Origin of the sequence: Pseudomonas sp. MRSN 12121 (assembly GCF_000931465.1) — a bacterium.
Lineage (GTDB): Bacteria > Pseudomonadota > Gammaproteobacteria > Pseudomonadales > Pseudomonadaceae > Aquipseudomonas.
This window is the reverse complement of sequence record NZ_CP010892.1, coordinates 885,271-909,170: the sequence shown is the minus strand read 5'-3', so window position 1 is coordinate 909,170 and position 23,900 is coordinate 885,271. Positions and strand designations below refer to the sequence as shown.

Genomic DNA, 23,900 nt, shown 5'->3' with positions numbered 1-23,900 from the left:
GCTCAGCTCCGTGCGATCAGGGAAACGGCCGGGAAACCACCAAACGGCAGCGGGTTTCCTTCGCCGAAGCGAGGGATGCACCCGCGGCCCGGCGTCGCGTCACAGGCATCAAGTTCAGGGTTATCCGTGAGGTTCCCGTCCTTGTCACGGTATGGGCCGGTGTAGCCGCAGTTGGGGCCGCGGTAGCCGCCGGTGAGGCACCAGTGGCATAAAGTTGTGGCCTGGCGGCCGATCGTCTCGCCGCCAACGTCTCCCGGGCTGGCCAGATCCCAACTGACCGTTTCCCCGTCCTCGTTGGTCTTCTGGTCGATGTACCAGACCTCGATCGTCTCCTGGGTTGGGTCTGCCGTCGGGTTGCCGCCCGGGAAGTTCTGCGCATCCAGGTAGCTCCCCAGCGTGTGACGCATGGTCAGCTTGAACTCGAGCAGATCGTCGAACGCCAAGCAGAGCGCAGTAATCCGCCCGCTCACGTTACCGACCGACAGCGTAGGGCGTACCGCTGTACCGTCGCCGTTGGCTTCAATACCGTCGATCTGCATGGGCCAGGCGCTGTACTCATTGCCCTGCCAGTAGATCGCCTTCGCCGGCAGTTGGTCAGCATCGGCGCCGGCGGCGATGATCTCCTCCGGCGAGTGCGGGATCGCATGCCCGTGGAAGCGCAGCACATCCGCGCCGTACTCGGAACCATCCAGTTCGAATAGCAGCACCTCGCTTCCCGGCTCCAGGACCTGGATGTCACTGATCAGTGGCATGGTTGCCCCTTATGGATGAAAGGATTGGGTGAATGTGGTGGTTAGGGTGTACATCCCTGCCCCGTTCGGGCTGACGGTCGGTGCCGTTCCTCGATAAAAGCCGACCTGGCCAAGCGGCGGCGTCCAGAGGAAGGACTTGAAGCCGCCATGCCTGTTCAGAAAGGCCTGAATCTGCAACGCCACTGCCTCCTTGACGACAAACGTCAGGGGCCAAGAGTCAACGCGGTTGTTGACCCCCTCCCCAACGACCTGCTCATACCCATCGCCAAACTTGGAGGACCTGACGCGATACTCTGGAGCGCTGACCGCCTCAATCTTCGGGCACCAGTCGAATTTCTCAACGGCCATTTACGAGCCTCCAAATTGAACCGCCCGGGCGAATCTCCTGGGCAATGGCCTGTTCGGCGCCGCGCTTGGATACGGCGGCATACTCTTGGCCGAGCGCCTGCATGTCTTGGCCAGATCCGCCGCCACCCGACTCGGGCACCATGATGGTTTGATGGATGGAAACGCCGCCCGGCGTCGAAGCTGGCGGCGAAGAGCCACCGGTCAGCCCAACATACCCGCCGTCGGCATAGCCGCGCTTGTTCAGGCGCTCCAGATAGCCGCGCATGCCCGGTTGCTGGACCACTTCCTTGCGAATGACCACCTCGCCACCGTGCACAACGCCTTTCGGCTCAAACTTGCCGCCATCGCCGGTGTAGCCGCCATCGGATAGCCCCGGCCACTTCGACAAAACGTCAGCGGAGTAACCGGCGGCGGTGCTGCCCGCAGACGCTGCCGTCGTCCCGCCGAAGTAGCTGCCCAGCGCGCTGCCGGCGATGCTTGAGAACACGTTCGAAGCCGCCGACTGCAAGGCCATCTTGGCGATCATGCGGGCAAAGCTCTTGGCAACATCACCAAAGCTCTTATCCGCACCGAATGCCCAATCCACGGCGGCATCGGTCAGCCCGTCATACAGCGACGTGAACGCCGATTTCGCCTGGCCGGCTACATCCTTGGCTTGGTCGACGTAGTTCTGGAACGCAGACGATGCGCCGGCCTGCCAATCGCTGCGAGCGGCGTCTTCGTCCTCGTAGTACTTGGTCTGCATGGCCAGGCGCTTGTCGAGGGCCGACCTCAGCGCAGCGGTTTCCTTGTCGTACAGTTCGGTGCTGAACTGGTCCTTGTTGCTCTTGTTGTAGTCCGAGGTCAGCTTGTCCATCTGCGACTGGTAGGACTGCTGAATAGCGCGCTGTTCCTGCAAGCGCTTGCGTTGCTGGTCGCCCAGGCCAATGCCGGCCAGGTTGTTGTCCAGCCCCTGCTGAGCACTGGACAGCTGGCTTTTCAGGTTCTCGTCGAAGGCGGCGAGCTTGCGGCGGGTTTCCAGCCCTTTCTCGCGCAACGTGTTTTCTGTTTCCAGCGCGGCGTTGCGCTTGAGCTGGGCAGTGATCAGTTCCTGGTTGGCCAGCAGGGACTGCTGATCGGCCGTCAGGGTTTTCTTGCCTTTGATGTCGGCGAGCTGCTGCTCCCACTCGACCAGCTTCTTCGCGTTCGTACCAAGGGCCTGGCTCGCGGCGGTCTGATCGCCGATCAGGGCGCTTTGCTGCTGCAGCACAGCGTACTGCTGTTTCGCCTGATCGAGTGCCTTGATGCCAGCATCCTCGCGGTACTGCGGCGTTTTGGCGGTTTTGGGATCCTTGTATTTCTCATTGATCGCGGCGATGTCTTTCGCCTGCTGATCCGCAGAGATCAGCAGCGAGCTGTCACCTCTGGCTTTGGCCTGGGTAACCCGACGCTCCACCAGCAACCGATAATCAGCCAGTTCACGCTCGCGCTTTACCGAATTGCTCTCGGTTTCCTTGCGTAGCTTGTCCAGCTTGAGCTGGTCATCCAGTGCCGCCTGCTGTTGCTGCTGGGCGTATCCTTTGGCGGCCGCCCGACGATCTTGTTCGGCCTTGAGCAACAGCTTTTCGGTTTTCTCACGCTCGAGCGCTTCCGTGCGGAAGCTGTCGTCGGGCGTCAGGTTGCTGAACGGGTCCGCCGGCTTGCCCCGAGCATTACGCTTGTTGCGCAGTGCAGCGTTCTGGGCAATGGCGTTCAGTTGCTCGTCGAGTTTGGCGATCTGCTGGTCGAGGGTTTCCTCGCGGCCAACGTTCAACGCCGCATCCCACGCCCCCTTGGCGGCGCTCTTGACCGCACCCCAGCTCGCCTCGAGGTAGCCGAGGTTCTGTTTGATGGAGGTGGACGTCCGATTCAGGCCGTCCTCATAGGTGGCGGTCGCCAACGCGGCCGCTTCCTGAGTTCTACCCTGCTCCTGTAACGACTTGATGTTTTCGTACGTGGTCGCGGTCAGGAAGTTCATCGACTCGTTGAGCTTCAGAATCTCCGCGACCGGGTCCTTGGCGATTTTCTCGAAGTTTTCGACAGTTTTGCTGGCCGCAATCCCGGTCGCCGATTCGTACTTGATGGCGGCCTCAGCGATGGACTCGAAAGCCGCTACCGGGATCCGGGTAGTCGCCGCCAACTGCGCCAGCACCTCGGACGCCTTGCCGACGGTGCCACTCACACCCGAAACCTGCCGCGCCATCGACGCCAAACCGTTCGCGGTGGTGCCGGCCGTGTTGCCCGTCATCGCCAGCGAGGTATTGAACGCGGTGGCTTCGTCGGAACCCTGCTTGTAAGCCAGGGCCAGCACCGCCGCCGCTGCCGCCGCGACCGTGAACGGGTTCACCAGCCCCAGCACGTAACCGCCCAGGGCTTTGGCCGCCGGCACCACGCCGCCGAACATATCCTTGAGTTGGCCGCCCTGCTGGAGAAACACCGTCAACGGGTTCTGACCGGCCTGCAACGAAACGGCGATATCGGTGAACTGAGCCGGCACACCGCGCAGATTCGCCGCGTACTGCTTGGCGGTCTGGCCGTTCTTGGCCATGACCCGGTCGACCTTCTCGACCGCGTCGCGCTGTTCCTTTAGCTTGTTTAGGTACAGGGTGAAATCGGCATTATCCAGCCGGCCAGCCGCACGGTGCTTGCGCAGCTGTTCTTCCATTTTGTCGAGGCGGCCGTAGGCCCCGATCACCGGGTCAATCTGGCCGACCAGCTTGTCGAGCTGGCCAGCCTGATAGGCCGCTTCCTTGGTCGCCGACTTCAGCGCCCGCTGCGCCCGGTCCATGCCCTTTTCGAAGCCGCCGGTGTTGGCCACCAGGTCGACCGTCAGCTGGCCAAGTGAATCAACAGCCATAAATCACCTCTTGACCGACTGCAGCAGCCTGAACAGATCCTGCGCAGAAGCTTCCACCTCTTCCGCCACCTCACCGCGTTTCGGCAGGAAGTCGTCGAACGTGGCTTTGCCGCCGTGCAGGTTGTTGAGAATGGTGGCGAGCAGGGCAAAACCCCGCTCGATCTTCAGGCCCAGGTTCAGCGTTTCGTTTTGCTCGACGTACGCCATCCACGAAAGCGCCTCGTTGTAGCTGAGGTTGGCTTGCGCTTCGGCGACCGTGCGCCCGCCGATGCCGTTGAGCACCAGTTCGTGCCAGAACTCTTCGGCGGGTCCTATTTTTTTGGCGGTTCAGCCCGGTTTGCGCCGTTCGCTTCGGAAATGGCGTTGAGCAGCACGATGGTCAGTTCGGCGCACAGCGGGCCATGACCAGATGCTTCGGAACCGAGTACGTCCTCGATGGTGAATACCGGCGTCCCGTCCTTTTTCAGAACGTTGGTCGCGATCCGGGCAGCCAGCATGTCGGCGCCCTGATCTTCGTTTTTCCAGCGGTCGGTGAGCTCGACGAACGACTCCTGTCGCACGTAGATCGTGGCCTTTTGAACCTTGCCGCCAGCGTGCCAGGTGATGTCCTTCTTCACCGGCGGCGCGACGAATGCGCCGGCCGCGGTCAGTGCTTTAATGCTGAGATCCATGGGGCTTCCTTATGGGGTGATGACTTTCGGGACGAATACCGGATCGCCGGATACCTGGATGCCGACGGTGGACTTCACAACGTCGTTCAACGCGAAGCTGAACGGGAAGCTGTTCATGTAGCCCTCGAAGGTGATCCAGGTGCGAGTGGTTGGCAGGTTGAAGTCGACACCAGCGTCGATTACGGCCGTTGCCGCGGCGCCGGTTCCGGCTCCGCCAGTGAATGCCACTGTCGGAGCCGAGGTGTAACCGCTGCCAGGGTTGGTGATGGTGAGCCCAGTCACTTCGCCGCCGGAGACGGTCGCGGTTGCGGTTGCGCCGGTACCGCCACCACCGGTCAGCGCGACGGTAGGAGCCGTGGTATAGCCGCTGCCCGGATTGGTGACCGCCAGCGCCGTCACAGTGCCTGGCTGACTGATGGTCGGCGGAATGCCAACCAGTTCGCCGCTGCTGTTCACCACGCGGCCGTCAGACCAGCCGATCGCCCACAGCAGCTTGGTGCCGGCGGTCTTCAGCTGGTGAAGGCGGACGTGTGCCGGCGATTGCGGGTCGATGTTTAGGCCGAAAGAGGCCGATCCAGGCTCTGCGAGGCCGGCCTCATATTCCCTGGCGCTGGAGTTCATGCAGGTCGTTTCGATCTGCGCGATGCTGGTATCGATCCCATCCAGGGAAGTGAAGCAGCCAACCACCAACAACGAGTTGTTGGCAGGGTCGATGGCATAGAGATCCGTGCCTTGGGTCTTGATGGTCAATTTGGTACTCCCCGATTTCCTGCGAAATCACTTTTGAGCGGGCATAAAAAAACCCGCCGAAGCGGGTCGTTCTTTTCTGGTTTCCGGCTACAGACTCACCAGCCAGGCAACGTCGAAACCTTTGCGATAGTTGTGTGTGTCCTTGTCCCGGGCGTCGATGCCGAAACCGGTGATATAGGCCTGTTGCGCGATCGCTTTGCGCAGCGCCATCCAAACGGCCTCGGCGGACGAGGCCGTATCGGCGTACACGTCGACCTGCAGGCCGTAACGGTCCGTGTCGGGCACGCAATTGAGATAGTTGATCGGCGAGCCGCTGACGACCTGCCAGACCACGTAGGGCTTGGCCGTGCCTTCTGGTGCCTCGCCATGCGGGTAAAGGCGCGTTGGGCCAGTGCCGAGCAGCGTGGTGACTGCCGGACTGGCTGCGCACACGGTGAAAATCGGTGCGGTCATCCATTCACCCCCAGCTTGATCAGTTGGTACTTGGCGGAACTCAGGAACTCTTTGAACAGCGCCTCTCGGTTGTTGGCCAGGGCCGGCCGAAGAAACGGTTTTGCCCGGTTCTTCTCAGTGCCCAGCTCAACCCACCACCAATAGAACGTGTTGCCGCCCTTCTGGCCGCGCTTGCGCATCCGCACGCCGACGGAGATCACCACCGCGCCGAGTTCTTGGCCGAGCGCCTTACGCTCGATCATGGCCAGGTTGGCCGGGATGAAGTTCGCGGTCTCCGGGTCATCGACTCGTGCGGCGCGATCCTTCGCGTCCAGCAGCACGATCTCCATGGCATCCCGGGCCGCAGGCGTCACCACCTTGCGGCGCATTTCCTCGCTCAGGCCCTTGAAGCGAGCTGACAGCTCGTCGGCTCCCTTGAGGTTGTACGTGACCCAATCAGCCATCATTCACCCCCGAGGTGACCAGAAGCGTCAGATATTCCTTGCGGGAGCTCGCGTCAGCCAGTGGAGGTCCGACAATTCCGCAAACAGCCCCGTCATCCAGCACAACACGCATTGCAGCAGTGATACCTTTGCGGTAGCGAATGACTACCCTGCTTTTCGCCTCGGACTGACCAGCTTGAGCGGCGATAAAGTCACGCGCGCTTAAATCCTCGATCGAGGCCCAGACCTTGGCGAACTCGACCCATTGATCAGTCAATTGTTCACCAGTTTGCGGGTCCTGGCTCGTAACCTTGTGCTGGATTTGAACCCGATGCTTGAGTTTGCCGGCTTGCATTAGAAACGCTTCCTGTACCAGAGCAGCCTTTCGACTGCGAGCGGAACGGCCGACGGCGCGGCGCCGATCACCACAGCTTCGCGGTTGGCGTACCAGTGCCCGACCAGCAGCAAGATGGCCTGCTCGACATCAGGGGTAAGCCCCATCTGTTCGGGCTCCATCGGGTCGACTTCGACCAGCACCCGGTCGCAGTGCATGGCCACGTGAGACTTGGCCGACTCGAGGTAGCCCCCGATGAGCTGGTCCTCCTCATCGTCATCCACCTTCAGGTGGATCTTCACGCGGGCCAGATCGAGCATTTACTTGTCCTCGCCAGCAGCTTTGTCAGCATCCGCTTTCTCGGCGGCAGCCTTATCGGCGGATTCCTTTTCCGCAGCAGCCTTGTTTTCCTTGGACTTGGCTGCCCGTGACTTGCCATTGGCGTCGACCTCGACGGCCAGGCCCTTGCCGATCAGGGCGTGGGCATACTCATCCTCGGCCTCGTCGAATACCACATTGGCCTTGATCTTGTTCGAGTCGGCGCCCAACAGCGCGCCATTGCCGACGAACCCCCACAGAGTCTTGATTTTCATGCTGCCTCCAGAAACGAAAAGGCCGGTGCTGTGCCGGCCCTCAGTGGGTTTGAATTATGGAGCGACCGGGAAGGTGCCCTTGACCAGCGCTTCCTTGCGGCGTACGCCCAGGCCCAGACGCTCCTCGACCAGCAAGGCGCGTTCGTTCTTGATGAACTGGTCGTTGATCAGGCCCATCTTGAACACGAACGACATGCGGTCGAAAAGCGTGGTGGACCGCGCAAAGTTCGCCACCAGCAGCTCGCCGCCAGTATCGGCATCGCCCTCGTCCATGCTGTCGGAGGTGATCACCGGACGGCCCCACAGGATCGGGGTTACCAGTCCCTGCAGGTTGGCGAACAGGTAGCGGTTCTCGCCGTCTTTCTGCAGCTCGATGTTCATCCAGTCGAGTTCGGTCATCACCACCCCATCGGCCGACATCTGCGATTGCTTGCGCACCTGGTAGACGGCGCGGCGCACCATGTCGATGGCGGTGTCACCGGCTTTGCTCAGCGCAGTGTTGTAGGCGGTTGCCTGGGTCATCAGGCCATTCAGGTTCTCGCCGGTGCCGTCGCCCTTGAGAATCTGCGCCTCTTCCTCCAGCTTGAGGTCGTAGCGCAGCAGCTGCTGCAGGTAGGCGAACATCTGAGGAACGTCATCCAGTGCCTCGTCGGTCACCGGCATCCAGACCGCAAGCTTTTTCACCCGATCGGTAACAGTTTCGAACGTGACGTTGCTGGTTGGCTTGAGACCGCCTTCGGCAACCGGAGCGGCGCCGCGAGTGTGCAGTTTCTCGCGGAAGTAGGTGTACTGCTGGCCGGTGACCGGGATCGCGGTCAGCAGGTCGCGGATGCGCAGTTCCTGACGAATGCCCGGCTGGATCACCGGATCGTAGTTTGGCGCGACGATGCCGGCGCTGGTGACCTTCATTTCCTTCATGCTGGCCATGTCGGACTTGGTCACATCGAGCTCAGCGACACCGCCGCCCTTCTTCAACGCCTTGTAACTCTCATCACCCTTGATGAGATCGATAAAGCTCTTGCCCTCGCCCGGCTGGGTGCGGAGCTTAACGCCCTTCTGCTCCAGATCCTGGACCTGGTCGATGACTCGCTGCAGCTCGCCCTTCTGGTTCTCGATTTGGGACTTCAGGTCAGTGGTGACCTGGTTGCCCTTCTCGACTTCGGCGATGGCCGCGTCGTATTTCTTCTGCAGGCCGTCGAAGCCGCTTTTCAGTTGCAGCTCCAGAGAGTCTTTCAGTTCTTTAACTTCGCTCATGGCGATACTCCAAAATGGTGGGTGAACAGGGTGGAAATTTCTTTCAGCTCTTCCACGATCACCGTGGCCTCGCTGCCGCCATCACGGCGGAGCGCGGAGTAGCCGAGCGAAGCGACTGCCGCCGCCTCCTTCTGCGAGAGGCCCATGCGCTCGCGCAGGGCATTCTCGAAAAGCCTGATGTCCGACTTGACGCTGAGGACCTGGGCCTCGGGGTTCATGCCGAACGGTACGATGGAGGCCTCCCACAGCTCGGCCTCCTTGATGAGGCGCACGCGCCGACCGGCACGCTCCTCGAAAGCTTCATTGATGGTGTTGAAGCCGATCGACATGCTGTCGAGCACGTCATCCTTCATCAGCTCATAGGCATCTCGGGCGTAGCTGACATTGAGGTTGACCTTTCCCTTGAGATGCAGGCCGTGATCGTCCTGGGTGTAATCTGCCTTCCCGATCAGGCGGGAGAGGTCGTGATAGATCGCCAGCTTGAGCTTCCCATTGCGTGTAGCCTTCACCCGGGTGAAGGCGCCAGGCAGGATCACGTCGTCGCCCAGGTCAACGTTATTGAAAACCGCGGCGTAGCCCTCGAAATTGCCGGCTTCGTCCACGGCCTTAAGCTCGAACGGAACTTCAAGACTCGCCATTTTTTTCCATCTCCCACCGGGTGACCCGGTTGTATTCGTCGCCTTCCAGGGGAGGCAGGTTTTCTTTCTGGCGGACTTCATTGATGAACATCCAGCCGGAGCCACTAGAGCCGCCAAGAGCCGCTTGGTAATACGTGGCGCGGCCGGCGCTATCAGCGCGCAACAACCCCTCTACCGCGAACTCCACAAAGCGGGCGCCGGAGCCGAACAGCTTGTCGTTGAGCTCGTCCTCGACTGTGTCGATGTAGGGCTTCAGGCCAAACGTGATAAAGCCGGTCAGTTGCTGCTCCAGGTTGGAGCCCATGATTGAGGTCTTGCCGGCGCGGTTGGCCAGCCACAGCGGGACGCCGTAGATGCCCGCGAGAGCCTCCTCCTGGAACTGCTGGGATTCGATGAACTGGGCATCTTTCTGGCTGATGCCGGCCGGAACGATCTTGGGGTTTCCCTGCAGAATCGCCATCTTGCCGATGTCGTCGGCATCGGCCTTGCGCACATCCGGGAACTTCTCCATGACCTGGGCTTGTTGGGCCTTGGTCAGGAACTGCTCATAGATGACGTAGCCGCCAGTGAATCCTCCCTTGCGCATGAAGCGCGCCGACCACTGTTGGCCGGCCTTGGCCAGGCCCATGGTTTCGGCCTGGTGCTCAATCGGGGACAGCCCGACGACTCCGTCCAGACTGAACAGCTTGAAATGCAACATGTTCTCCGGGGAAACCGGGAAAGGGTCGCCCTCGCTTGGGGTGACCAGATAGAGCAGGTCGCCATCGGTATCGATCTTCACAGCCCTGCCATCCAGCGGCACCAGACCTATCGGTTCGCCGTGGATGTTGCGCTCAATCAGGGCAAACGCATTGCCGCGCAGCGCCATGTTCACGACTACGAACTTTAGGAAGTTCAGCATGGTCATGTAGGGGTTTGGCTTGCGCAGCAGCTTAAGCATCCGGTCAGCACCGGCCACCAACTTCCGCCCGCCCTCCTTGTCCTCGTACAGCTTGAGCGGCAGACCGCTCAGGGACTCGGAGAGGATCTTGACGCAGGACCAGACCATGCTGATGGACAGCGCCGTCTTGACGGTGACACGCACGCCGGCCTTGGTGCGCTTGCCACCGACCTCAAGATCAACCTCGACATAGTCGCCCGTGGTCGGGTCGGTGTAGCCGAAGAAGCCCCAGGTCATGGGGTTGTACCATTTGAATGCCATGGTCAGCCTACTAGTCCGAAGAATCCGTTATTGAGGTAATCGTCCAGGCCTCCGCGGGCCTCTGGATTGAGGGCCATCAGTGACACGGCATTGAACGTGGCCATCAGCGGGTCGATCTTTGCCGTGCCCGAGGCCTGCTTGGTGATAAGAAAGGCGTTGGCCGATGGCACGCCCTTGGCGTTGCCGCAGGCCCAAGCCATCAGCGGCTGACCGCAATGAAACAGCGAGCCATCGGCCAGGCGCCGCTCAGTGGTCTTGATTGCACCGGTGAGCTTCCAGCCTTGCGAGATGCCGACGATCTGCTCCTCGTCGATACCGACATCTGCCAATGCATCGAGCACGGCGCCGATGCCAGCCGGATCAAGGCCGACCTTGTCCAGCAATCCCGCCTCGTTGATCCTCGCGACGATAGCGGCCAACTGGTCCACGTCGTCACCGATCTTGTCCACGATGGTTAGGTCGCCAGTAGCCTGCAGGTCCAGCAGGCGAGGAGCTTCTGACTTGCGGCGCTCCAGCACCGACGGATGCGCCCAGGCATGCGCCCAGTGCAACCAGACCCGTGACTCGCGGACCCGGCCAAGCGCGGCCAACCCGAGAAGGTCATCAAGTCCGCCGCCATCGCCTCCAACCACGATGACCTCGCATTGCTCGAGCAGGTCATCCAGCGTCATGCCCTCCCTGGCCTGCGGCTCCCAGAAGGCAGCGCCGACCCAGCTGTCAGACATGAGCGCCAGGCCGATCTCGATGTTGAGGTGCTTGGCCAGGAAGCCGCGCATCTCCGCCTCGCCGTCGATCTCGGCCTGCATGTGCAGGCGCTCCAGCGTGGCTCGGTCTACCGAGTAGTTGATATTCGGGTTGACCAGGTGGAAGTTTTCAGGCTTGCGGGCATCGCCGCTCTTGATCATCTCCTGGGAGAACTCGTAGATGATTGGCAGGAAGCGGTTGTCGTCGATGCGACCATCTCGCACGCCGCGGGCATAGTTCAACTTCGACCTGAACACCCCGGCCGGCGGCTCGTTCGACTGAGTTGTCAGCCAGATGATGAAGCCTTCCGGCCTGGACAGCAGACCGCCGGTGGCCTCGCGGATCATGTCCGCCGCCTTGGGGTTCTTGCCGAACAGCCAGGCCTCATCGATCAACACGCCGACTGCCTTCTTGCCGCCGACCACGTCGCTGTCTGCCGCCACCACCTTCAAGGTGGCCCCCGTCTCGCGATGGGTGATCAGTCGAAGATGCGGTTGAACATGCAGCAGCGCCTTCAGCTCATCATCGTTGTTGACCATGTCCTTGGCCGGGATAAACGAGTTGTCGGCAATCTCCTTGGTCGGGGCCAAGATGATGAACTCCGCCGAGAGCCGCCAGTTGCGAATCAGCGCGGTCAGCATGATGCCGGCGGCGATGGTCGATTTACTGTTCTTCTTCGGGATGCAGAGCATCACTTCCCGAATCAGGCGCTCGCCGGTTTCGCTGTTGTAGCTGCCGAACACTGCGCCGGCGAAGGCCAGCACCCACGGTGCGCAAGATGCCTCAATTGTCGGGCTACCAGGGGCATCGACAATCTTCAGCCCCTTGAATACCTCGAGGCTGGCCTCTGCTTCATCCGGGAACAGGGGTGCCGGGATAATCGATTCGCCGGCAGCCAGAAGCCGCCACCATTCCGGGCAGGCAGTAGTCCATTGCATAACCTACCCCTTGACCATGCTGAGTGATGGCTTTCCGGCTGGCGGTTTGCCCTGGGAGTACTTGCCCTTCCCCGCCTCCTTGGCGGCGTCAGCCTTCTGTTCTTTCTTGCCCTGGTCGGCGACCTTTCCGTGCACATAGGGCATCAGTGTCTTGGCTGCGTCCAGTCGCATGCGGAGGTCTGCCGAACCTGCATTCATCAGCTCAGTTAGGAAGACCCGGGGGTCATCGGTATGGGTGAGCGCAACCTCATCCGGCTCTTCCTCAGAGGCATCCTCGCCTTTAACTTTTCGAGCAGGTTTAACCTCAGAGCTGGTAGCCTGCTTCTGCTTGAGGCGCCGCCCGACTTCGGTCAGCACATCATCATCCTTGGCCAGCTTGGAGCCCGCTTGTGATGCGGTTCTCTCGGAATATCCGGCGGCGATTGCCGCCTCGCGATTTGTGGCTCCCGACAGCAAAGCGTCAACAAACCGCCGCTTCTTGTCGGTTAAAGCCATGGTTAACTTTTCCTGAAACGGGAAAAAATGTGTGCGTGAGGTCGGGCGCGGTCTGGAAGCGGAAGAGGCCCTATATTTTAGTGCCCCCCCCCACCTCAGCCCCAATCTGCCGCTTCCTCAGCCTGTTTGACCGAGTCATGACAGTGCTTGCAGAGGGTCTGCCAGTTGGATCTATCCCAGAACAGATCCATGTCTCCCCGATGCGCAACCTTGTGGTCTACAACGACGCCAGCTGCCACGCGCCCAGCTCGCTCGCAGTAGACGCATAGCGGATTATCGCGTAGCCATACCTCTCGGGCCTTCTGCCACTTGTAACCGTAGCCGCGCTGCGCAGAAGTCTCCTTCGTAGCACGCCATGAGTTTGTGTTGACGGCCGGCAATCGGTCAGCCTGGGTTTGGACTCGACTTCTCAACGTCTTCAGCCTTGCCATCGTGGCGATCTCCTTTTAATGATGCGGGCAGAACGATCGACCTCGCTCGCTCTGCTGCAATCATCAGCCACTTCGCCGCTCGCGCTCGGCGGGCAGAGCATCCACTGCAAGCCATCACTCAGCACGCCTCGGGATCTTAAAGTCAGCGAACCGATCAGCCAGCTCAGCGATCTTCTTCACGCCGAGGAAGCCGATGAACACGCCAGCCGGAGTGGCGAAGCTCTGCGGCAACCCGAAATACTCGAGCAGCGGTATCAGCCCGATGGTGATCAAGGTGCAGAGACAGGCCTCGAGCAGTGCCTGGCGCCGAGTCCCGCCGCCGTAGATGATGCGTAGCGCACCCACTACGAACGACAGCGCGCCGGCATAGATCGTCGGCGCGTGCTGGCTCAGCCACGCAAGGACGAGCAGCCAGGTATCTGGTTTATCAGGCATGTTCGACATCTCGATTCCTCCCTTTCGGGGAGTGCATTAATGGTTTGTGGCGATCAGCCGCGGTACAGCATGCCGCCTGGCTTGAGTTCGGCGCGTAGGGTGTCGCGGATCTGGCCGGCGAGATCCTTGCCGAGCGATGTTTCAGAAATCGTGCTGGCCATGGCGTCGAGCATCGAGGTCACGCCACCAGTCTTCAGTGCATCACCGGGCTGTGGGGAATCCTCGGGGCGGCAGCGGATGGCATAGCGATCTGCGTTTACCTGGAACTGGGAGTCGAGACCTGCGCCAATGCCAGCAACGACGGGTTTGCCATTGAGCAGCTCCATGTTCACTGCCCAGGCATCACTGAGTTTCGGGCTGGCGATCGACGCGTTGTCGACCTCCTTTTTGCGAAGGCAGGTCACACCATCAGTCACGATGAACGGCTCTAGCTGATCAGTGGCTGAACGACTCTCCGGCGCATCGAAGTTACCGATGATGATCGGCCAGGGCCCGCCGAACAGCTCCAGCTTGTCCTTGCTCAACCGCCAACCAGATACACCCTCTACGAAGTCATGACTCTGCATTGCAGTGCTCCAGAAACAAGAAAGCCCCGGCAGATGCCGAGGCTTGGAATGGGTGCAGAGGGCCGGCACATCTCCGGCTTGGTGGTCTGGCTCGCTGGGTCACGTACCCCAGACTCTCATCGCGTAGCCGATCAGGGAGCGCACGGCTTTGATCGACGCCACTACCGACTTAGCGCAGCTGCCTGCGCGCGTCATCTGCATGAACGAAAAAGCCCGACTCAATGGCCGGGCTTTCTCTTTGGTGTCGTGCTTGAAAAGCTGAACACCGTGCCATGAAAACAGGTGTTTATCCGCGTGGAAAGACTTTTTTACGCAGCCTCGCGAAAAATCTCGACCGCGCAATCCACCCAGGCCACACCGGCCTTGATGATCTCCCTTGCCTTGGCCTCCCCGATACTGTTCTCCCTGGCAATTCGGAGCGCCGGCCATTTCATGCCGAAGTACAACCAGACGAAATTGCCCATCTGTTCATCGCGGCCGGCAAGCCTCGCAACAGCACGATCCACCACCAGGGCAACATCATCGGTAACGCAGTAGTTCTTGCCGCCTCCCTCCGTCACATTGTTGTCCCGGATCAGGGCGTACAGCGGGGACACATAACTCGGAACCCCCATCCCATCCATCCGCCACCACCCCCACTGCTCCAGCAGATACTCGGTATCACCCAGCGGCTTGCCTGCATAGGTTCGCTTCTTCATGCCGCTTTCCTCGGTTTCGGTCCATTCATGCCGAACAGCTCACGGAGCAACTTGTCGGCGATCTTGTTCTTGGCATTGCCCTCTGTGATCCATGCCTTGGCGAATTGCTCGAAACCGATGTTCGCCCGGGTGCCGTGCCAGTCGGACACGATGTCCATCAGCGCCGCTGATGCAATTCGGCCATTGGTTTGTTCCAGCAGCATGCGGTTTCCGACCTTGAGGAATTTGCGCTCCACCGCGGTCAGGTTCTTGCGCGGCAGTGCCGCGGTTACGTTGTTCATCGTGCGGCACTCCATACGTGCAAAATTTCTCCAGGCGCGCTGTCAGTGCGTGCCTGGATTGATACAGCCCTTGCCCATGACCGGTATGCCAACTCTGGCGAACACCCCACACCAACCCACGGATGCTCTGGGGCACGACACCAAAAAGTGTCGCCGCTGAAGTTGATCCTGGGCTTCGGCAGGCGGCCGGTGAAACCTAACCGGTGCAGTGACAGCCATGTCTCGACCGCCGGCCAGATGATTGCCTTCTCAGGGTCGGAGAAAGCAGCCTTGTGGCCGCTGCTTACCTCGGCAAGTCCATAGTCTTTGTTCGCCACCCATAGCGTGAAACCGGTGGGGGTGTGCCGCAGCTCATAGCCTTTGTGCGACCACGCCCAGTCTCCCGGGAAGTCGCGCAACGAGGCGGCAATGCGCTCGGCCTCTGGACAGCTTGGCCCAGGCGGCAAGACAGCGACTTCTTCGGAAAGGCGATCAGCCAGATCTTCGAGGCGGGTCTTCTTGGTCGGCTCGGCCACTGGCACCGGGCTCCGCTCCCTCCGCAACCAACCGATTCGGTTAAACCAACTCATGATCATGCCCTCCACGGCGGTTTTGCATCCTCCCTTGGGATGGATGCGTGGAAGCGCTGAAAGCCTCGCCCTGTGCGGCCTGCGCGCCATTGGGTTGTTTTTCGTGTCCCGGGTATGTCTCGGCGGCAATCACCTCGAAAGCCTGCTGATCCAGATGCTCATGCCAGGACTCCAGCGCCCGGCGCTTCAGCTCCTCGGCGGTGGTGTGGATGTAGGTCGCATCCAGGTCTTTCATCGCGTGGTTGAGCAGCAGCTCGCCGACCATGTAGTCGGTGCCCAGGTCCGTCCAGGCGGTACGCGCCACCTTGCGCAGGTCGTGGCTCGACCATTCGCCGCGGGCGATGTTGGTGAACAGGTTGCTGGCCTTGGTGGCGCTCAGGGCCTGGCCGGCGTTGCCCGGGAACAGGAACGGGCCGCTGTACCCCTTTTCCAGCTGGATCGCCCGATAGCGCAGGAGCAACTGCCGGGCCTGATCGGTCAGCGGCAGGGTGTGCTCGGCCTTGGTCTTGGTGTCCGCCGCCGGCAGGAACCACTTGCCCGAAATCAGGTTGGTGTTCTTCCAGCGCGCCAGACGGGTCTCGCCCAGGCGGGTGCCGTGGTACAGCATCATCAGGGCGAGCATCGACTCCACCGGCCGCTCCTCGAACTGCTCGTTGAGCACCCGCAGCAGGTCAGGCAGGTCGTCGGCACGTAATTGGGCCGGCTTCGGTCGGATCCGGGTCGTCACGAAGTCGGTGAACTTCAGCTCCGCCATCGGGTTGCGCTCGATCAGGCGCAGGCGCGCCGCTTGCCGGAACGCCACCGCCAGCACCGCATACACCGAGCGCACGAACGACAGGGCGTAGCGCTCCTGCATCGGCCACATCAGCAGTCGGTCGAGGGTCGCGCGGTCCAGGTCGCCCAGCCGGACCTCGCCCAGGCACGGCCACAGGTGGCACTTGAGCGCCGACTTGATGCTGGACTTGCGTTTGCTGGAAAGGCCCTGGTTGCGCGCCGTGCGATCGGCGTACCAGGTCAGCAGGTCGCCCACCGCAAGCCACTGGCTGACGGTGGAGCTGGACGCGGGGTCGGCAGACCGGCGCGCCAGAATGCTCGGCAACGTCGCCAGCATCGCCTTAGCGCTGATTCCGGGGTAATCGCCGGCCTTGCCCCACTTGCCAGCGACAACGACGTGCCACGCGCCTCTGGTGCGGTCTACGGTCGAGTAGCGAAAGCGCAATTCGCGATACCGCGGGTCACGCAACTGGCGAACGTCGCTGCTCTGGTGCCGCCGGATCTCGGCATCGCTCAGGGAGACCGCCAGGGTTTTCGGGGTGATGGTCATGCCGACTTCCTCCTGTACTGGCTGGCTAAGCTGCGCCCCATCTCGACCTCTTCGTCAGAAGGGAATGGATTGCCCGAGAAGTCGACGAAGCGACCGTACTCGCCCTGCTGCTGGACAACGCAGCTGCCCACCTTGGCGTGGCGGCACTTCGGCATGAGCAGTTCAGTGACGCCATTCTGGCCGGCCTCGCTGTCCATGTCGCGGTGAACCAGGATGATGCAACTGGCGTCGGCTTCGATCTCGCCGGAGTCGCGCAGGTCGCTGGCCTGGGGTTTCTTTCCGGGGCGCTTGGTGGAATCGCGATTGAGCTGGGCCAGCTCGATCACCGGCACATCGAGCTCCTTGGCCAACCGCAGAAGCGCCTTACTGATCGCGCCGACCTCCTCGGTCCGGCTGCGCCCTCTCTTCTCCAGCTGGATCAGACCCAGGTAGTCGACCACGATCCCGGCCAGGCCGTGCTCACGCTGGCACTGGCGGGAGGTGGCGCGAATACTGGCCGGTGTCTGCACCGGGTCGTCGCAGATGAACAGCGGCGCGTTCGCGGCCTGAGCCACGGCCCCCACCATCTTCGACCAGTCGTCGTCCTGCATTTTCGCGGGGTTGTCCAGTCGACGCAGGTCCACCCCGCCCAGCGAGGCAATGGCCCGCACACCCAGCTCCTCGCCGGGCATTTCGATGGAGAACACCAGCCAGGGCTTACGCTTGGCAATGGCGTTGTGCTGGGCGATCTGCAGGGCCAGCGTTGTCTTGCCGCTACCCGGCAAGCCCGCGATGACCGTGACCTTCTTCGGACGGATGCCCTGCGCCAGCTCATCCAAATCCTTCAGGCCGGTCGAAGGCCAAGACGGCATGCGGCCATTGAACTTGTCGTCGATGATGTCCGCCGCGCGGCCCATCATTTGGTCCAGGCGCTGATACTTCGGCGCGCCATCGTCCAGATCGCGCAGGTCGGCCGTCGCCTGCTGGGCCAGGGCCACGATCTCGGCAACCGGACGGTCGGCGCTGGCCTGCTCGCGAATCACGTCCGCCGCCTGGATCACCTGCCGCAGCACCGAGCGCTCGCGCATGATGCGGGCATAGGCCGTCCAGTTCGCCGTGCTGGGTACGTTCCGGGCAATGTCTCCGGCGTAGGCCATCGTTGGCTCGCCGCTGGGCAGGAACCGGCACTGGTCGGCGACCGTAACGACATCGATTGGCTGGCCGGCAGCGTGGCAATCGACCATTGCCTGGAACAGCGCGGCGTTCTCCAGGTCGTGGAAGTCGGAGACCTTCACTTTTTCGGTGATCAGGTCGAACAGGTCGCCTTCGAGCAGAAGCGCCCCCAGCACCCCGTGCTCGGCTTCAGTGCTGAACAGTTCGCGGCTCATGCTGCACCTCGCGCCGAGGCCCAGGTGAAACCGGCCAGCAGGCCGCCGTTCTCGCGCAGGCGATCCAGCGCGCGGTCGCCGATGTACTGGCCGAGGCCCTTGGCGTCCATGTTGGAGATCACCACCGTGGGCTTGATCAGTTGATACCGTCGGTCAATCACCTCATGCAGCACCGATAGCTCGTATGCAGTGCCAGCCTGCGCACCAACCTCGTCAATGCACAGCAGGTCAATCTCGGCCAAGTCGGCCAGAACGTCACGATCCGTGTACCCGGCGTTGCGATCCATGGCGCCCTTGAACACCCGAATGATCTCCGCTGCGGAAGTGATTACCGCGGTTGCGCCGTGCTGGCGGATCACCTGTTGCGCGATGCTGGTGGCGAGGTGGGTTTTCCCGGTGCCGACATTGCCCAGCAGCAACAGATTGCGACCGGCCTGGTAGTGATCGACAAAGTGATCGGCGTAGCCCTGGCAGACCGCCAACGCACGGGCCTTGGCCATGTCTCCGTCGACCCGGTAGTTGGCGAACATGCGATCGGCAAAGCGCGGCGTGATGCCGGAGGCGATCAGGTCGGCATTGAGCCGTTCGGCGCGCAGTCGCTCCTGGGCCTGGGTATAGGCGTCACTCCCCCGGGCGGCGATGTTCAAGGCCTCCCATTGGCACTTCTTGCAGAAGCGGATCTGCATCGAGCCATCGAACTGCTCAACTTCTGACCGATCAACCTCGCCATGAACCTCGCAAGTGCCGGTGAAGGTGCGGGTCATTGGCAGGCGACGAAAATTAGAAAGCGGGGCCATTGGGCGCCTCCTGGTACATATCGGGTGTATGGGTGGGCAGGCCGGTATAGGCCGATGGCTTGGCGCCGCTGGCCGGCAACAGCTCATCGGTCCAGCGTTCGCCGTTCAACCAGGTAGCGGCGTTGGGAACGTAGCGGCCGCGGTCCTTGGTCCAGTCCTCGGAAACGCTGTGCTGGCCCAGGGCGGTGATCAAGGTCTGTCGCAGCTCTTCGTTCGGCTTCAGCTTCGCCCAGGCCTTGGCAGCGTCCTTGCGTCCCTTCTTCTTCGGGTACAGCTTCCAGAACTGGTCGAAGCCATCCACTGGGTCAGTTGGAATGACCGTAGGTTTAGGTTCCTTGACTGGTTCATAAGAGTGACTGGTTCTGGGGGCAGCTCCTGCCCCACCCCCTGGGTTATCTGGTGCCCCAGGTGGGTTATCTGGTGCCCCACCCCCTAGGTCATGATCTGCCCCACCGTCGAGAGTCAAGTGGAAGACGTTCGATTGATTCAGCTCTCCTTTGCGACGGAACTCACGTCGCAACAACCCGGCCTTTTCTAGCTCGCGAATATGCAGCTTCACAGTTGAGCGACCGATCTCGCACTGGTCCGCGATGTGCTGGTAGGACGGCCAGCATTCGCCCATATCGCTGGCATTGTCGGCCAGCTTAATCAGCACCAGCTTGCGCAATGGATTGCCGACCTTGGTTTCCATGGCCTTGACCATCAAATTCATGCTCATAGCTCAAGCTCCCCAGTCACTCGACGGACGAAGTCGTCATACCCCTCAGCCATCACCAAGCCCTGATCTTCCAGCGCCTGGCGGTAAGCCTTGGCGCTGCCATACAGAACCCACCGATCACGCTCTGGCAGGCTTCTGAATGCCGTATACGACGGCCACGGGCCTGCGATCACGGATACAGGTCCTTTCTCGGCGGTTGTGGATTGCGGTCGAATGATGCTCATAGGCGGGCCTCCGGAGCTTTTCCGGTGGCCGCGCAACGCTTGCACGGCTCAAATCGGTTGCCCGCAGCTGAACACCAGCCGGCCAGCCACTGACCAGTGCCCGCGCAGTCGCGGCACTTACCGGTTTCGGCCTCGTAGTCGACCTTGGCCTGGTCATACTCGGCCTTGGTGACGACGCACTTGGTCAACTCGCAATCGCGCCAAGTCGGTTGGCCCTTGCGCTTGCCGCTCTGCAGCAGCCGAGGAATACCACCCTCGACCACGCAGTCGTCGGTGTCGCCGATCATCTCGAATTTGCACCAGCGCCATTCCTGGGGCTGGCCAAGCTTCTTGCGGGCCACAACGTTCAGCCAGTTCGGCGGCAGTTCTGGCTCCGGTTTCGCGTCGAGTAGTTCGGATGGTTGAGCGATCATTGCAGCGTCACTCCTGCGAGATTGGTACGCCTAACAATTGGCTCGCGGGGCGCCTTCACCTGCTCGCCGGTGAACGACATCAGCGCGCGCACGGCGGTTGTGAGCTTGCGCTTGGCGCTGTTCTTCTTGCTCCGGCTGGCCTGTAGGTTGTCGTAGGCCTGATTGGTGAAATTGATCACGCCCTCATAGCGCGGGTCATCGACGCGGATGCCTCGGCGGTTTGGCTCGATTTCCCCATGAACGCTGAAATACTCCTCGTACTCACGATTCAGGCGCCCCCGCATGATCTTCATGATGGACTCGGCGCGATGAAGCTCCATGGCCAGTTCAGCAACGCGCTCGACCAATTGTTGCTTGGTGGGTTTCTTGCTCATGCAGAATTCCTCAGGCACAGCTTGAAGCGGCCCTGTTCAATGTCTGGGTGGGTGGCGCGCTCCGCGGTAACGAAAGTGCACTCGGCGGCGAACCGATCAAAGCGGCGGGTGATATCGGCCTTGGGCCAGATTGCGTAGGGCTGAGCGCCGTCGTCGGCGTGCTTGCTGCGCACCATGGCGAATGGCAGCGGGCATCCTGGAACGTCGCGCATCACGGCATTTACCACCCACTGGGGCAGCCCGTAGCGCTGATTGATGCGCTCCCGGATCGAGGTCATCGACTCGAAACCGGCCGGCCTGGAATCCAGGTACCTGACCTGCTCAACCTGGGCGACACGGTTTTCGATCCCGGCCACCACGCGCTCGGTCTGGTCCTGGCGGCGCTCCATATCCACCAGCAACTGAGCATTGGCTAGCAGCTGCTCCGCGGGAGTCCTGGCTCGGTTGCGGCTCTGGACCATTTCCCAGAACTCACGGACAAGCGTCTTCTTGAAAGCCCGGATGACGTCCGTGTTGCGCATGAAGGTCAGCAGCAGGGTGGACTGGGGCTCGTTGAGGATTGCGAACTCTGCATCGCCACCGCCATGCTGACCCGGCAATCTTGGTTGGATTTCAAATCTGACCAAGCCGAAGTCTTCCAGATCAGTCTGGTAGGTGCGAACCAACTTGATGACGCTCGCGTGGTCGTTGAGGGTTCCCTCGGCAATCGCCAGGGTCGTGGTGACGGCATCGCCGTCTTTGATGATGACGATGGTCATGATCAGTGCACCTTGTTGACTTTGGTGGTGCCGGGCTTGATGCCCAGCTCTTCGGCAGCGCGCTGAGCCTCCTCGGGGCTCAGCCCCAGGCGGTTAGCCAACCCTTCCAACGAGTAAACGGGCTCTCCGTCATCGGTGTATCCATCAGGAACAGACGGCATCAGCCCCATCTGCACGGCCATGTCGTGCATCTCCTGGCGGAACGACTCGGGGGCAGCGTCGTACATGTGCTGGAGCGCTTCTGCGGCCTCTGGGGATTTCTCCAGGCCGGCGTCATGTAGCTGGGAATAGAGGCGCCCGGCAGCCAGGAACTCAGGGGTTATCTGCTCGGTCGCGTTGCGCTTGTTCTTCGGGTCGGTCATTGCCGGGCCTCCACTGAATTCATGATTTCGCAAAAATCGTCGTGTGCCTGGGCACTGATCAGCAGCACCGCCCGCATTACCGCGTCGACGTCCAAGCGATCGAGTTGGGGCGACACGTCCGAGTCGTGCAGCGCTTCGTTATTGATCAGGATCTTGCTGAGCTGATTGATCGTGGTCAGTGCGTCTTCCAGGCGATCGGGAAGAAGGGATTGCCGGGTCACTGGACACCCCCGTCTTCAGCAGGAAAGGCCTTGTCAGTGCGGGCTTCCAACTCCTGGCGCTCAACGTCGAGCTGGTTGTGCCAGTCGTCCGCGTTGTAGATCGCCAGATCTGCCACGGTGCTGTAGTGTTCGCCGCCCGTCTCCAGCTTCAAGTGATCGCGCAGGACGTGCAGTACCCCGCGCAACCAGTTGATATGGTCCATGGCACAGCCGATCTGGAAGGTGGCGTCTTCAGCAATGCGCTGCTGCTCGTTCATGCTGCACCTCCTTGGAAGGGATCAACCCCGGCGTGGGCGGCGTAGGTCAATGCCAGCGCATTCTCGGCAGCAAAGAAAAGAAGGGTCGCCTCGTTGGAAACGGCAGGCTCAGACATGAGGTCACGCAGGCCGTGCACCACCGCCTCGAGATAACAGGTGGCCGCATCAAGGGCGTCATGGATCGGGACGCCATCGGCGGCGATCAGCAGGTCATGAGCGCCATGTTTGTGAAACTCATGGCCAAGGGTCAGGAGTTCGGTTTTCATGGCCGCCCCTCCCCGCTTGCGTCACAGGCAGCTTGAAAACCGCGCTCAACTGACCAAACCAGCGCGCTTACCGTCTCGGCCAGGAACGCCATCGCCGCGACACCGTCGCAATACGCAAGCTCGCCCATATTCAGGCTGTCATGCATATGCCGGCAGATCTGGCCCAGGCCAGAGGAGAGAACCTTTGCGGTTTGAAGCGCGTCCTCTGCGCCAATGCCGGCCGCCACGTTGAGCATCTGTGCGCCCGTGTTGCTGATGGGCGTATTGCAAAACTCGACCTTCACGGTCAGCAGGTCTTGCACTGGTGGTAGCGTGGTGCTATTTTTCGGGTGCATGAAATCGTTCTCCAGAACGAGAAGTACAGAATCACTCGCTGCTAACGAGTGGTTTAAGAAGCCCGCCTGCTAAGCGGGCTTTTTGTTGCCTGCGAATTAGCCGGACAACAAAAACTGGGAGGGGCAGACCTTCACGACGAGGACCGCAAGTGGTTGTGGTTTTCGGGGGAGTTCAGCCCCAGGGTCATTTGCAGAAGCTGGCGGCCGCGCTCAACCTCACCAATCAGCAAAGGTTTCTGGCGCTTCCAGGCGTTCAATCCACGACCGTGCGCACTAGCGAGAGCTTCGCCATCGTCATATTTCTTGCAGGCGCGATTGAAAGTATCCAGGGCGGATTGGGTGCCACGAAGCAACGCATCAATCTGTTCGTCGACCCAGAGTTCAAAATCGACGGAGAGCCAGCGAGCGAACTTCACGGCAAGTCGGGGGTGAATCCACGTACCACTGTCTGCGGAATTGCCCCGACGCGAGGTCACAAAAGTAATGCGGGATTTCCCCGTATTACTCGCTGGCACCCTGGCAGCCAGCTTCTCAAGGTACTCCCGAGTGGAAGCCAGTCGCAGCCAGTCGTTCGGAACCTTGCCAAACTGCGCGGCCGCCCGAGTGGCATTAATCCAGCCGTCCAAATTGAACTGGACTGGGGTGCCCTCGAACGAAAGCGAAATGACGTTGTTCACTACGCACCCCCGGCACTGGATGGATTCACAGCAGGGGCGCCGGACTGACCGAACTTAGTCATTTGGCTCACAATTTCTTCAAGGTCGAGGCGAGCCTTGTCACGGCTACCGCCACCTGGAAAGACCTTGATTTCGAAAGACGAAACAGCTCCGCTCGGATCAGTTGAAACCAAAATCAACCTGTCAGCCTTCAGCGCTTTGCTGATAGCGACCTGACTTGAACCGAGTTTTTTTGCGGCCTCTGCCTGGCCAAGCGGCCCGACGAAATCGCCTAAGAGAATTGGTGTCATGGAGTCACCTAGAAGTGGCTTATGACACAAACAATAACCTGCGGTGTTTTTAATGTAAACACCGCAGGT

37 protein-coding genes are annotated in these 23,900 nt (G+C 61.2%); all 37 read right to left on the bottom strand.

Annotated elements, in window-relative coordinates; genetic code table 11:
* Positions 1-2 precede the first annotated feature (2 nt).
* The 37 genes from TO66_RS04050 to TO66_RS32230 all read right to left on the bottom strand — a co-directional run bounded on the left by TO66_RS04050 (position 3) and on the right by TO66_RS32230 (position 23,831).
* A complete protein-coding gene (locus TO66_RS04050) occupies positions 3-752 on the bottom strand; it encodes a phage minor tail protein L (protein WP_044461118.1) in 750 nt (249 codons plus the stop codon).
* Between the two features lie 9 nt (positions 753-761).
* The gene (locus TO66_RS04045) at positions 762-1,100 is read right to left on the bottom strand and encodes a phage tail protein (protein ID WP_044461117.1); all 339 of its coding nucleotides are present in this window, start codon (positions 1,098-1,100) and stop codon (positions 762-764) included.
* A complete protein-coding gene (locus TO66_RS04040; protein WP_052506096.1) occupies positions 1,090-3,975 on the bottom strand; it encodes a phage tail tape measure protein in 2,886 nt (961 codons plus the stop codon). The genes TO66_RS04045 and TO66_RS04040 overlap by 11 nt, the downstream gene beginning before the upstream one ends.
* 3 nt (positions 3,976-3,978) lie before the next feature.
* A complete protein-coding gene (locus tag TO66_RS04035; RefSeq protein ID WP_256242509.1) occupies positions 3,979-4,257 on the bottom strand; it encodes a hypothetical protein in 279 nt (92 codons plus the stop codon).
* A 29-nt stretch (positions 4,258-4,286) separates the two neighbouring features.
* Entirely contained in the window at positions 4,287-4,646 is a 360-nt protein-coding gene (locus tag TO66_RS04030; protein WP_044461116.1) for a phage tail assembly chaperone family protein, TAC, read from the bottom strand.
* Positions 4,647-4,655: 9 nt separating this feature from the next.
* Complete coding sequence (locus TO66_RS32240) at positions 4,656-5,396, bottom strand: phage tail tube protein (RefSeq protein ID WP_044461115.1); 741 nt, start codon at positions 5,394-5,396, stop codon at positions 4,656-4,658.
* 87 nt (positions 5,397-5,483) lie between these two features.
* On the bottom strand, positions 5,484-5,849 hold the full coding sequence (locus TO66_RS04020; RefSeq protein WP_044461114.1) for a DUF3168 domain-containing protein: 366 nt from the start codon (positions 5,847-5,849) through the stop codon (positions 5,484-5,486).
* Complete coding sequence (locus TO66_RS04015) at positions 5,846-6,292, bottom strand: HK97-gp10 family putative phage morphogenesis protein (protein WP_177330389.1); 447 nt, start codon at positions 6,290-6,292, stop codon at positions 5,846-5,848. The genes TO66_RS04020 and TO66_RS04015 overlap by 4 nt, the downstream gene beginning before the upstream one ends.
* A complete protein-coding gene (locus TO66_RS04010) occupies positions 6,285-6,626 on the bottom strand; it encodes a phage head closure protein (protein ID WP_044461112.1) in 342 nt (113 codons plus the stop codon). The genes TO66_RS04015 and TO66_RS04010 overlap by 8 nt, the downstream gene beginning before the upstream one ends.
* Positions 6,626-6,925 (bottom strand): head-tail connector protein, encoded by a 300-nt coding sequence (locus tag TO66_RS04005; RefSeq protein WP_044461111.1) that lies wholly within the window; start codon positions 6,923-6,925, stop codon positions 6,626-6,628. Before TO66_RS04005 ends, TO66_RS04010 begins: the two co-directional genes overlap by 1 nt.
* A complete protein-coding gene (locus TO66_RS04000; RefSeq protein ID WP_044461110.1) occupies positions 6,926-7,198 on the bottom strand; it encodes a hypothetical protein in 273 nt (90 codons plus the stop codon). It lies immediately after the preceding gene.
* 54 nt (positions 7,199-7,252) lie between these two features.
* A complete protein-coding gene (locus tag TO66_RS03995) occupies positions 7,253-8,452 on the bottom strand; it encodes a phage major capsid protein (RefSeq protein ID WP_044461109.1) in 1,200 nt (399 codons plus the stop codon).
* Entirely contained in the window at positions 8,449-9,090 is a 642-nt protein-coding gene (locus tag TO66_RS03990) for an HK97 family phage prohead protease (RefSeq protein ID WP_044461108.1), read from the bottom strand. The genes TO66_RS03995 and TO66_RS03990 overlap by 4 nt, the downstream gene beginning before the upstream one ends.
* Entirely contained in the window at positions 9,077-10,291 is a 1,215-nt protein-coding gene (locus TO66_RS03985) for a phage portal protein (protein ID WP_044461107.1), read from the bottom strand. The genes TO66_RS03990 and TO66_RS03985 overlap by 14 nt, the downstream gene beginning before the upstream one ends.
* Before the next feature lie 2 nt (positions 10,292-10,293).
* On the bottom strand, positions 10,294-11,973 hold the full coding sequence (locus TO66_RS03980) for a terminase large subunit (RefSeq protein ID WP_044461106.1): 1,680 nt from the start codon (positions 11,971-11,973) through the stop codon (positions 10,294-10,296).
* Positions 11,974-11,976: 3 nt separating this feature from the next.
* Positions 11,977-12,468 (bottom strand): terminase small subunit, encoded by a 492-nt coding sequence (locus TO66_RS03975; protein ID WP_044461105.1) that lies wholly within the window; start codon positions 12,466-12,468, stop codon positions 11,977-11,979.
* A 95-nt stretch (positions 12,469-12,563) separates the two neighbouring features.
* On the bottom strand, positions 12,564-12,899 hold the full coding sequence (locus TO66_RS03970; protein WP_044461104.1) for an HNH endonuclease: 336 nt from the start codon (positions 12,897-12,899) through the stop codon (positions 12,564-12,566).
* 114 nt (positions 12,900-13,013) lie between these two features.
* A complete protein-coding gene (locus tag TO66_RS03965; RefSeq protein ID WP_044461103.1) occupies positions 13,014-13,343 on the bottom strand; it encodes a phage holin, lambda family in 330 nt (109 codons plus the stop codon).
* Between the two features lie 44 nt (positions 13,344-13,387).
* Positions 13,388-13,900: a hypothetical protein gene (locus tag TO66_RS03960; RefSeq protein ID WP_044461102.1), complete on the bottom strand. Its 513-nt coding sequence runs from the start codon at positions 13,898-13,900 to the stop codon at positions 13,388-13,390.
* Between the two features lie 308 nt (positions 13,901-14,208).
* Complete coding sequence (locus TO66_RS03955; protein WP_044461101.1) at positions 14,209-14,598, bottom strand: antiterminator Q family protein; 390 nt, start codon at positions 14,596-14,598, stop codon at positions 14,209-14,211.
* On the bottom strand, positions 14,595-14,879 hold the full coding sequence (locus TO66_RS03950; RefSeq protein ID WP_044461100.1) for a hypothetical protein: 285 nt from the start codon (positions 14,877-14,879) through the stop codon (positions 14,595-14,597). The genes TO66_RS03955 and TO66_RS03950 overlap by 4 nt, the downstream gene beginning before the upstream one ends.
* Complete coding sequence (locus TO66_RS32235) at positions 14,876-15,448, bottom strand: hypothetical protein (RefSeq protein ID WP_256242498.1); 573 nt, start codon at positions 15,446-15,448, stop codon at positions 14,876-14,878. Before TO66_RS32235 ends, TO66_RS03950 begins: the two co-directional genes overlap by 4 nt.
* Entirely contained in the window at positions 15,435-16,772 is a 1,338-nt protein-coding gene (locus TO66_RS03945; RefSeq protein ID WP_044461099.1) for a site-specific integrase, read from the bottom strand. Before TO66_RS03945 ends, TO66_RS32235 begins: the two co-directional genes overlap by 14 nt.
* The gene (locus TO66_RS03940; RefSeq protein WP_044461098.1) at positions 16,769-18,139 is read right to left on the bottom strand and encodes a DnaB-like helicase C-terminal domain-containing protein; all 1,371 of its coding nucleotides are present in this window, start codon (positions 18,137-18,139) and stop codon (positions 16,769-16,771) included. Before TO66_RS03940 ends, TO66_RS03945 begins: the two co-directional genes overlap by 4 nt.
* A complete protein-coding gene (locus TO66_RS03935; protein ID WP_044461097.1) occupies positions 18,136-18,936 on the bottom strand; it encodes an ATP-binding protein in 801 nt (266 codons plus the stop codon). Before TO66_RS03935 ends, TO66_RS03940 begins: the two co-directional genes overlap by 4 nt.
* Entirely contained in the window at positions 18,920-19,654 is a 735-nt protein-coding gene (locus tag TO66_RS03930) for a helix-turn-helix domain-containing protein (protein WP_044461096.1), read from the bottom strand. Before TO66_RS03930 ends, TO66_RS03935 begins: the two co-directional genes overlap by 17 nt.
* The gene (locus tag TO66_RS03925; RefSeq protein ID WP_044461095.1) at positions 19,651-19,878 is read right to left on the bottom strand and encodes a phage-like protein; all 228 of its coding nucleotides are present in this window, start codon (positions 19,876-19,878) and stop codon (positions 19,651-19,653) included. Before TO66_RS03925 ends, TO66_RS03930 begins: the two co-directional genes overlap by 4 nt.
* On the bottom strand, positions 19,875-20,291 hold the full coding sequence (locus TO66_RS03920) for a hypothetical protein (protein ID WP_044461094.1): 417 nt from the start codon (positions 20,289-20,291) through the stop codon (positions 19,875-19,877). The genes TO66_RS03925 and TO66_RS03920 overlap by 4 nt, the downstream gene beginning before the upstream one ends.
* Positions 20,288-20,665: a hypothetical protein gene (locus tag TO66_RS03915; protein ID WP_044461093.1), complete on the bottom strand. Its 378-nt coding sequence runs from the start codon at positions 20,663-20,665 to the stop codon at positions 20,288-20,290. Before TO66_RS03915 ends, TO66_RS03920 begins: the two co-directional genes overlap by 4 nt.
* The gene (locus TO66_RS31995; RefSeq protein ID WP_052506095.1) at positions 20,662-21,423 is read right to left on the bottom strand and encodes a Rha family transcriptional regulator; all 762 of its coding nucleotides are present in this window, start codon (positions 21,421-21,423) and stop codon (positions 20,662-20,664) included. The genes TO66_RS03915 and TO66_RS31995 overlap by 4 nt, the downstream gene beginning before the upstream one ends.
* Before the next feature lie 2 nt (positions 21,424-21,425).
* Complete coding sequence (locus tag TO66_RS03900; protein WP_044461092.1) at positions 21,426-21,785, bottom strand: hypothetical protein; 360 nt, start codon at positions 21,783-21,785, stop codon at positions 21,426-21,428.
* Positions 21,782-22,006 (bottom strand): hypothetical protein, encoded by a 225-nt coding sequence (locus TO66_RS03895; protein WP_044461091.1) that lies wholly within the window; start codon positions 22,004-22,006, stop codon positions 21,782-21,784. The genes TO66_RS03900 and TO66_RS03895 overlap by 4 nt, the downstream gene beginning before the upstream one ends.
* Positions 22,003-22,263, bottom strand: coding sequence for a hypothetical protein (locus TO66_RS03890; protein WP_044461090.1), 261 nt, complete (start codon positions 22,261-22,263; stop codon positions 22,003-22,005). Before TO66_RS03890 ends, TO66_RS03895 begins: the two co-directional genes overlap by 4 nt.
* Positions 22,260-22,529: a hypothetical protein gene (locus tag TO66_RS03885; RefSeq protein WP_044461089.1), complete on the bottom strand. Its 270-nt coding sequence runs from the start codon at positions 22,527-22,529 to the stop codon at positions 22,260-22,262. Before TO66_RS03885 ends, TO66_RS03890 begins: the two co-directional genes overlap by 4 nt.
* Positions 22,526-22,864 (bottom strand): hypothetical protein, encoded by a 339-nt coding sequence (locus tag TO66_RS03880; RefSeq protein ID WP_044461088.1) that lies wholly within the window; start codon positions 22,862-22,864, stop codon positions 22,526-22,528. The genes TO66_RS03885 and TO66_RS03880 overlap by 4 nt, the downstream gene beginning before the upstream one ends.
* A 131-nt stretch (positions 22,865-22,995) precedes the next feature.
* On the bottom strand, positions 22,996-23,541 hold the full coding sequence (locus TO66_RS03875; protein WP_044461087.1) for a KilA-N domain-containing protein: 546 nt from the start codon (positions 23,539-23,541) through the stop codon (positions 22,996-22,998).
* Positions 23,541-23,831 (bottom strand): Cro/CI family transcriptional regulator, encoded by a 291-nt coding sequence (locus TO66_RS32230; RefSeq protein ID WP_082061036.1) that lies wholly within the window; start codon positions 23,829-23,831, stop codon positions 23,541-23,543. Before TO66_RS32230 ends, TO66_RS03875 begins: the two co-directional genes overlap by 1 nt.
* Positions 23,832-23,900 lie beyond the last annotated feature (69 nt).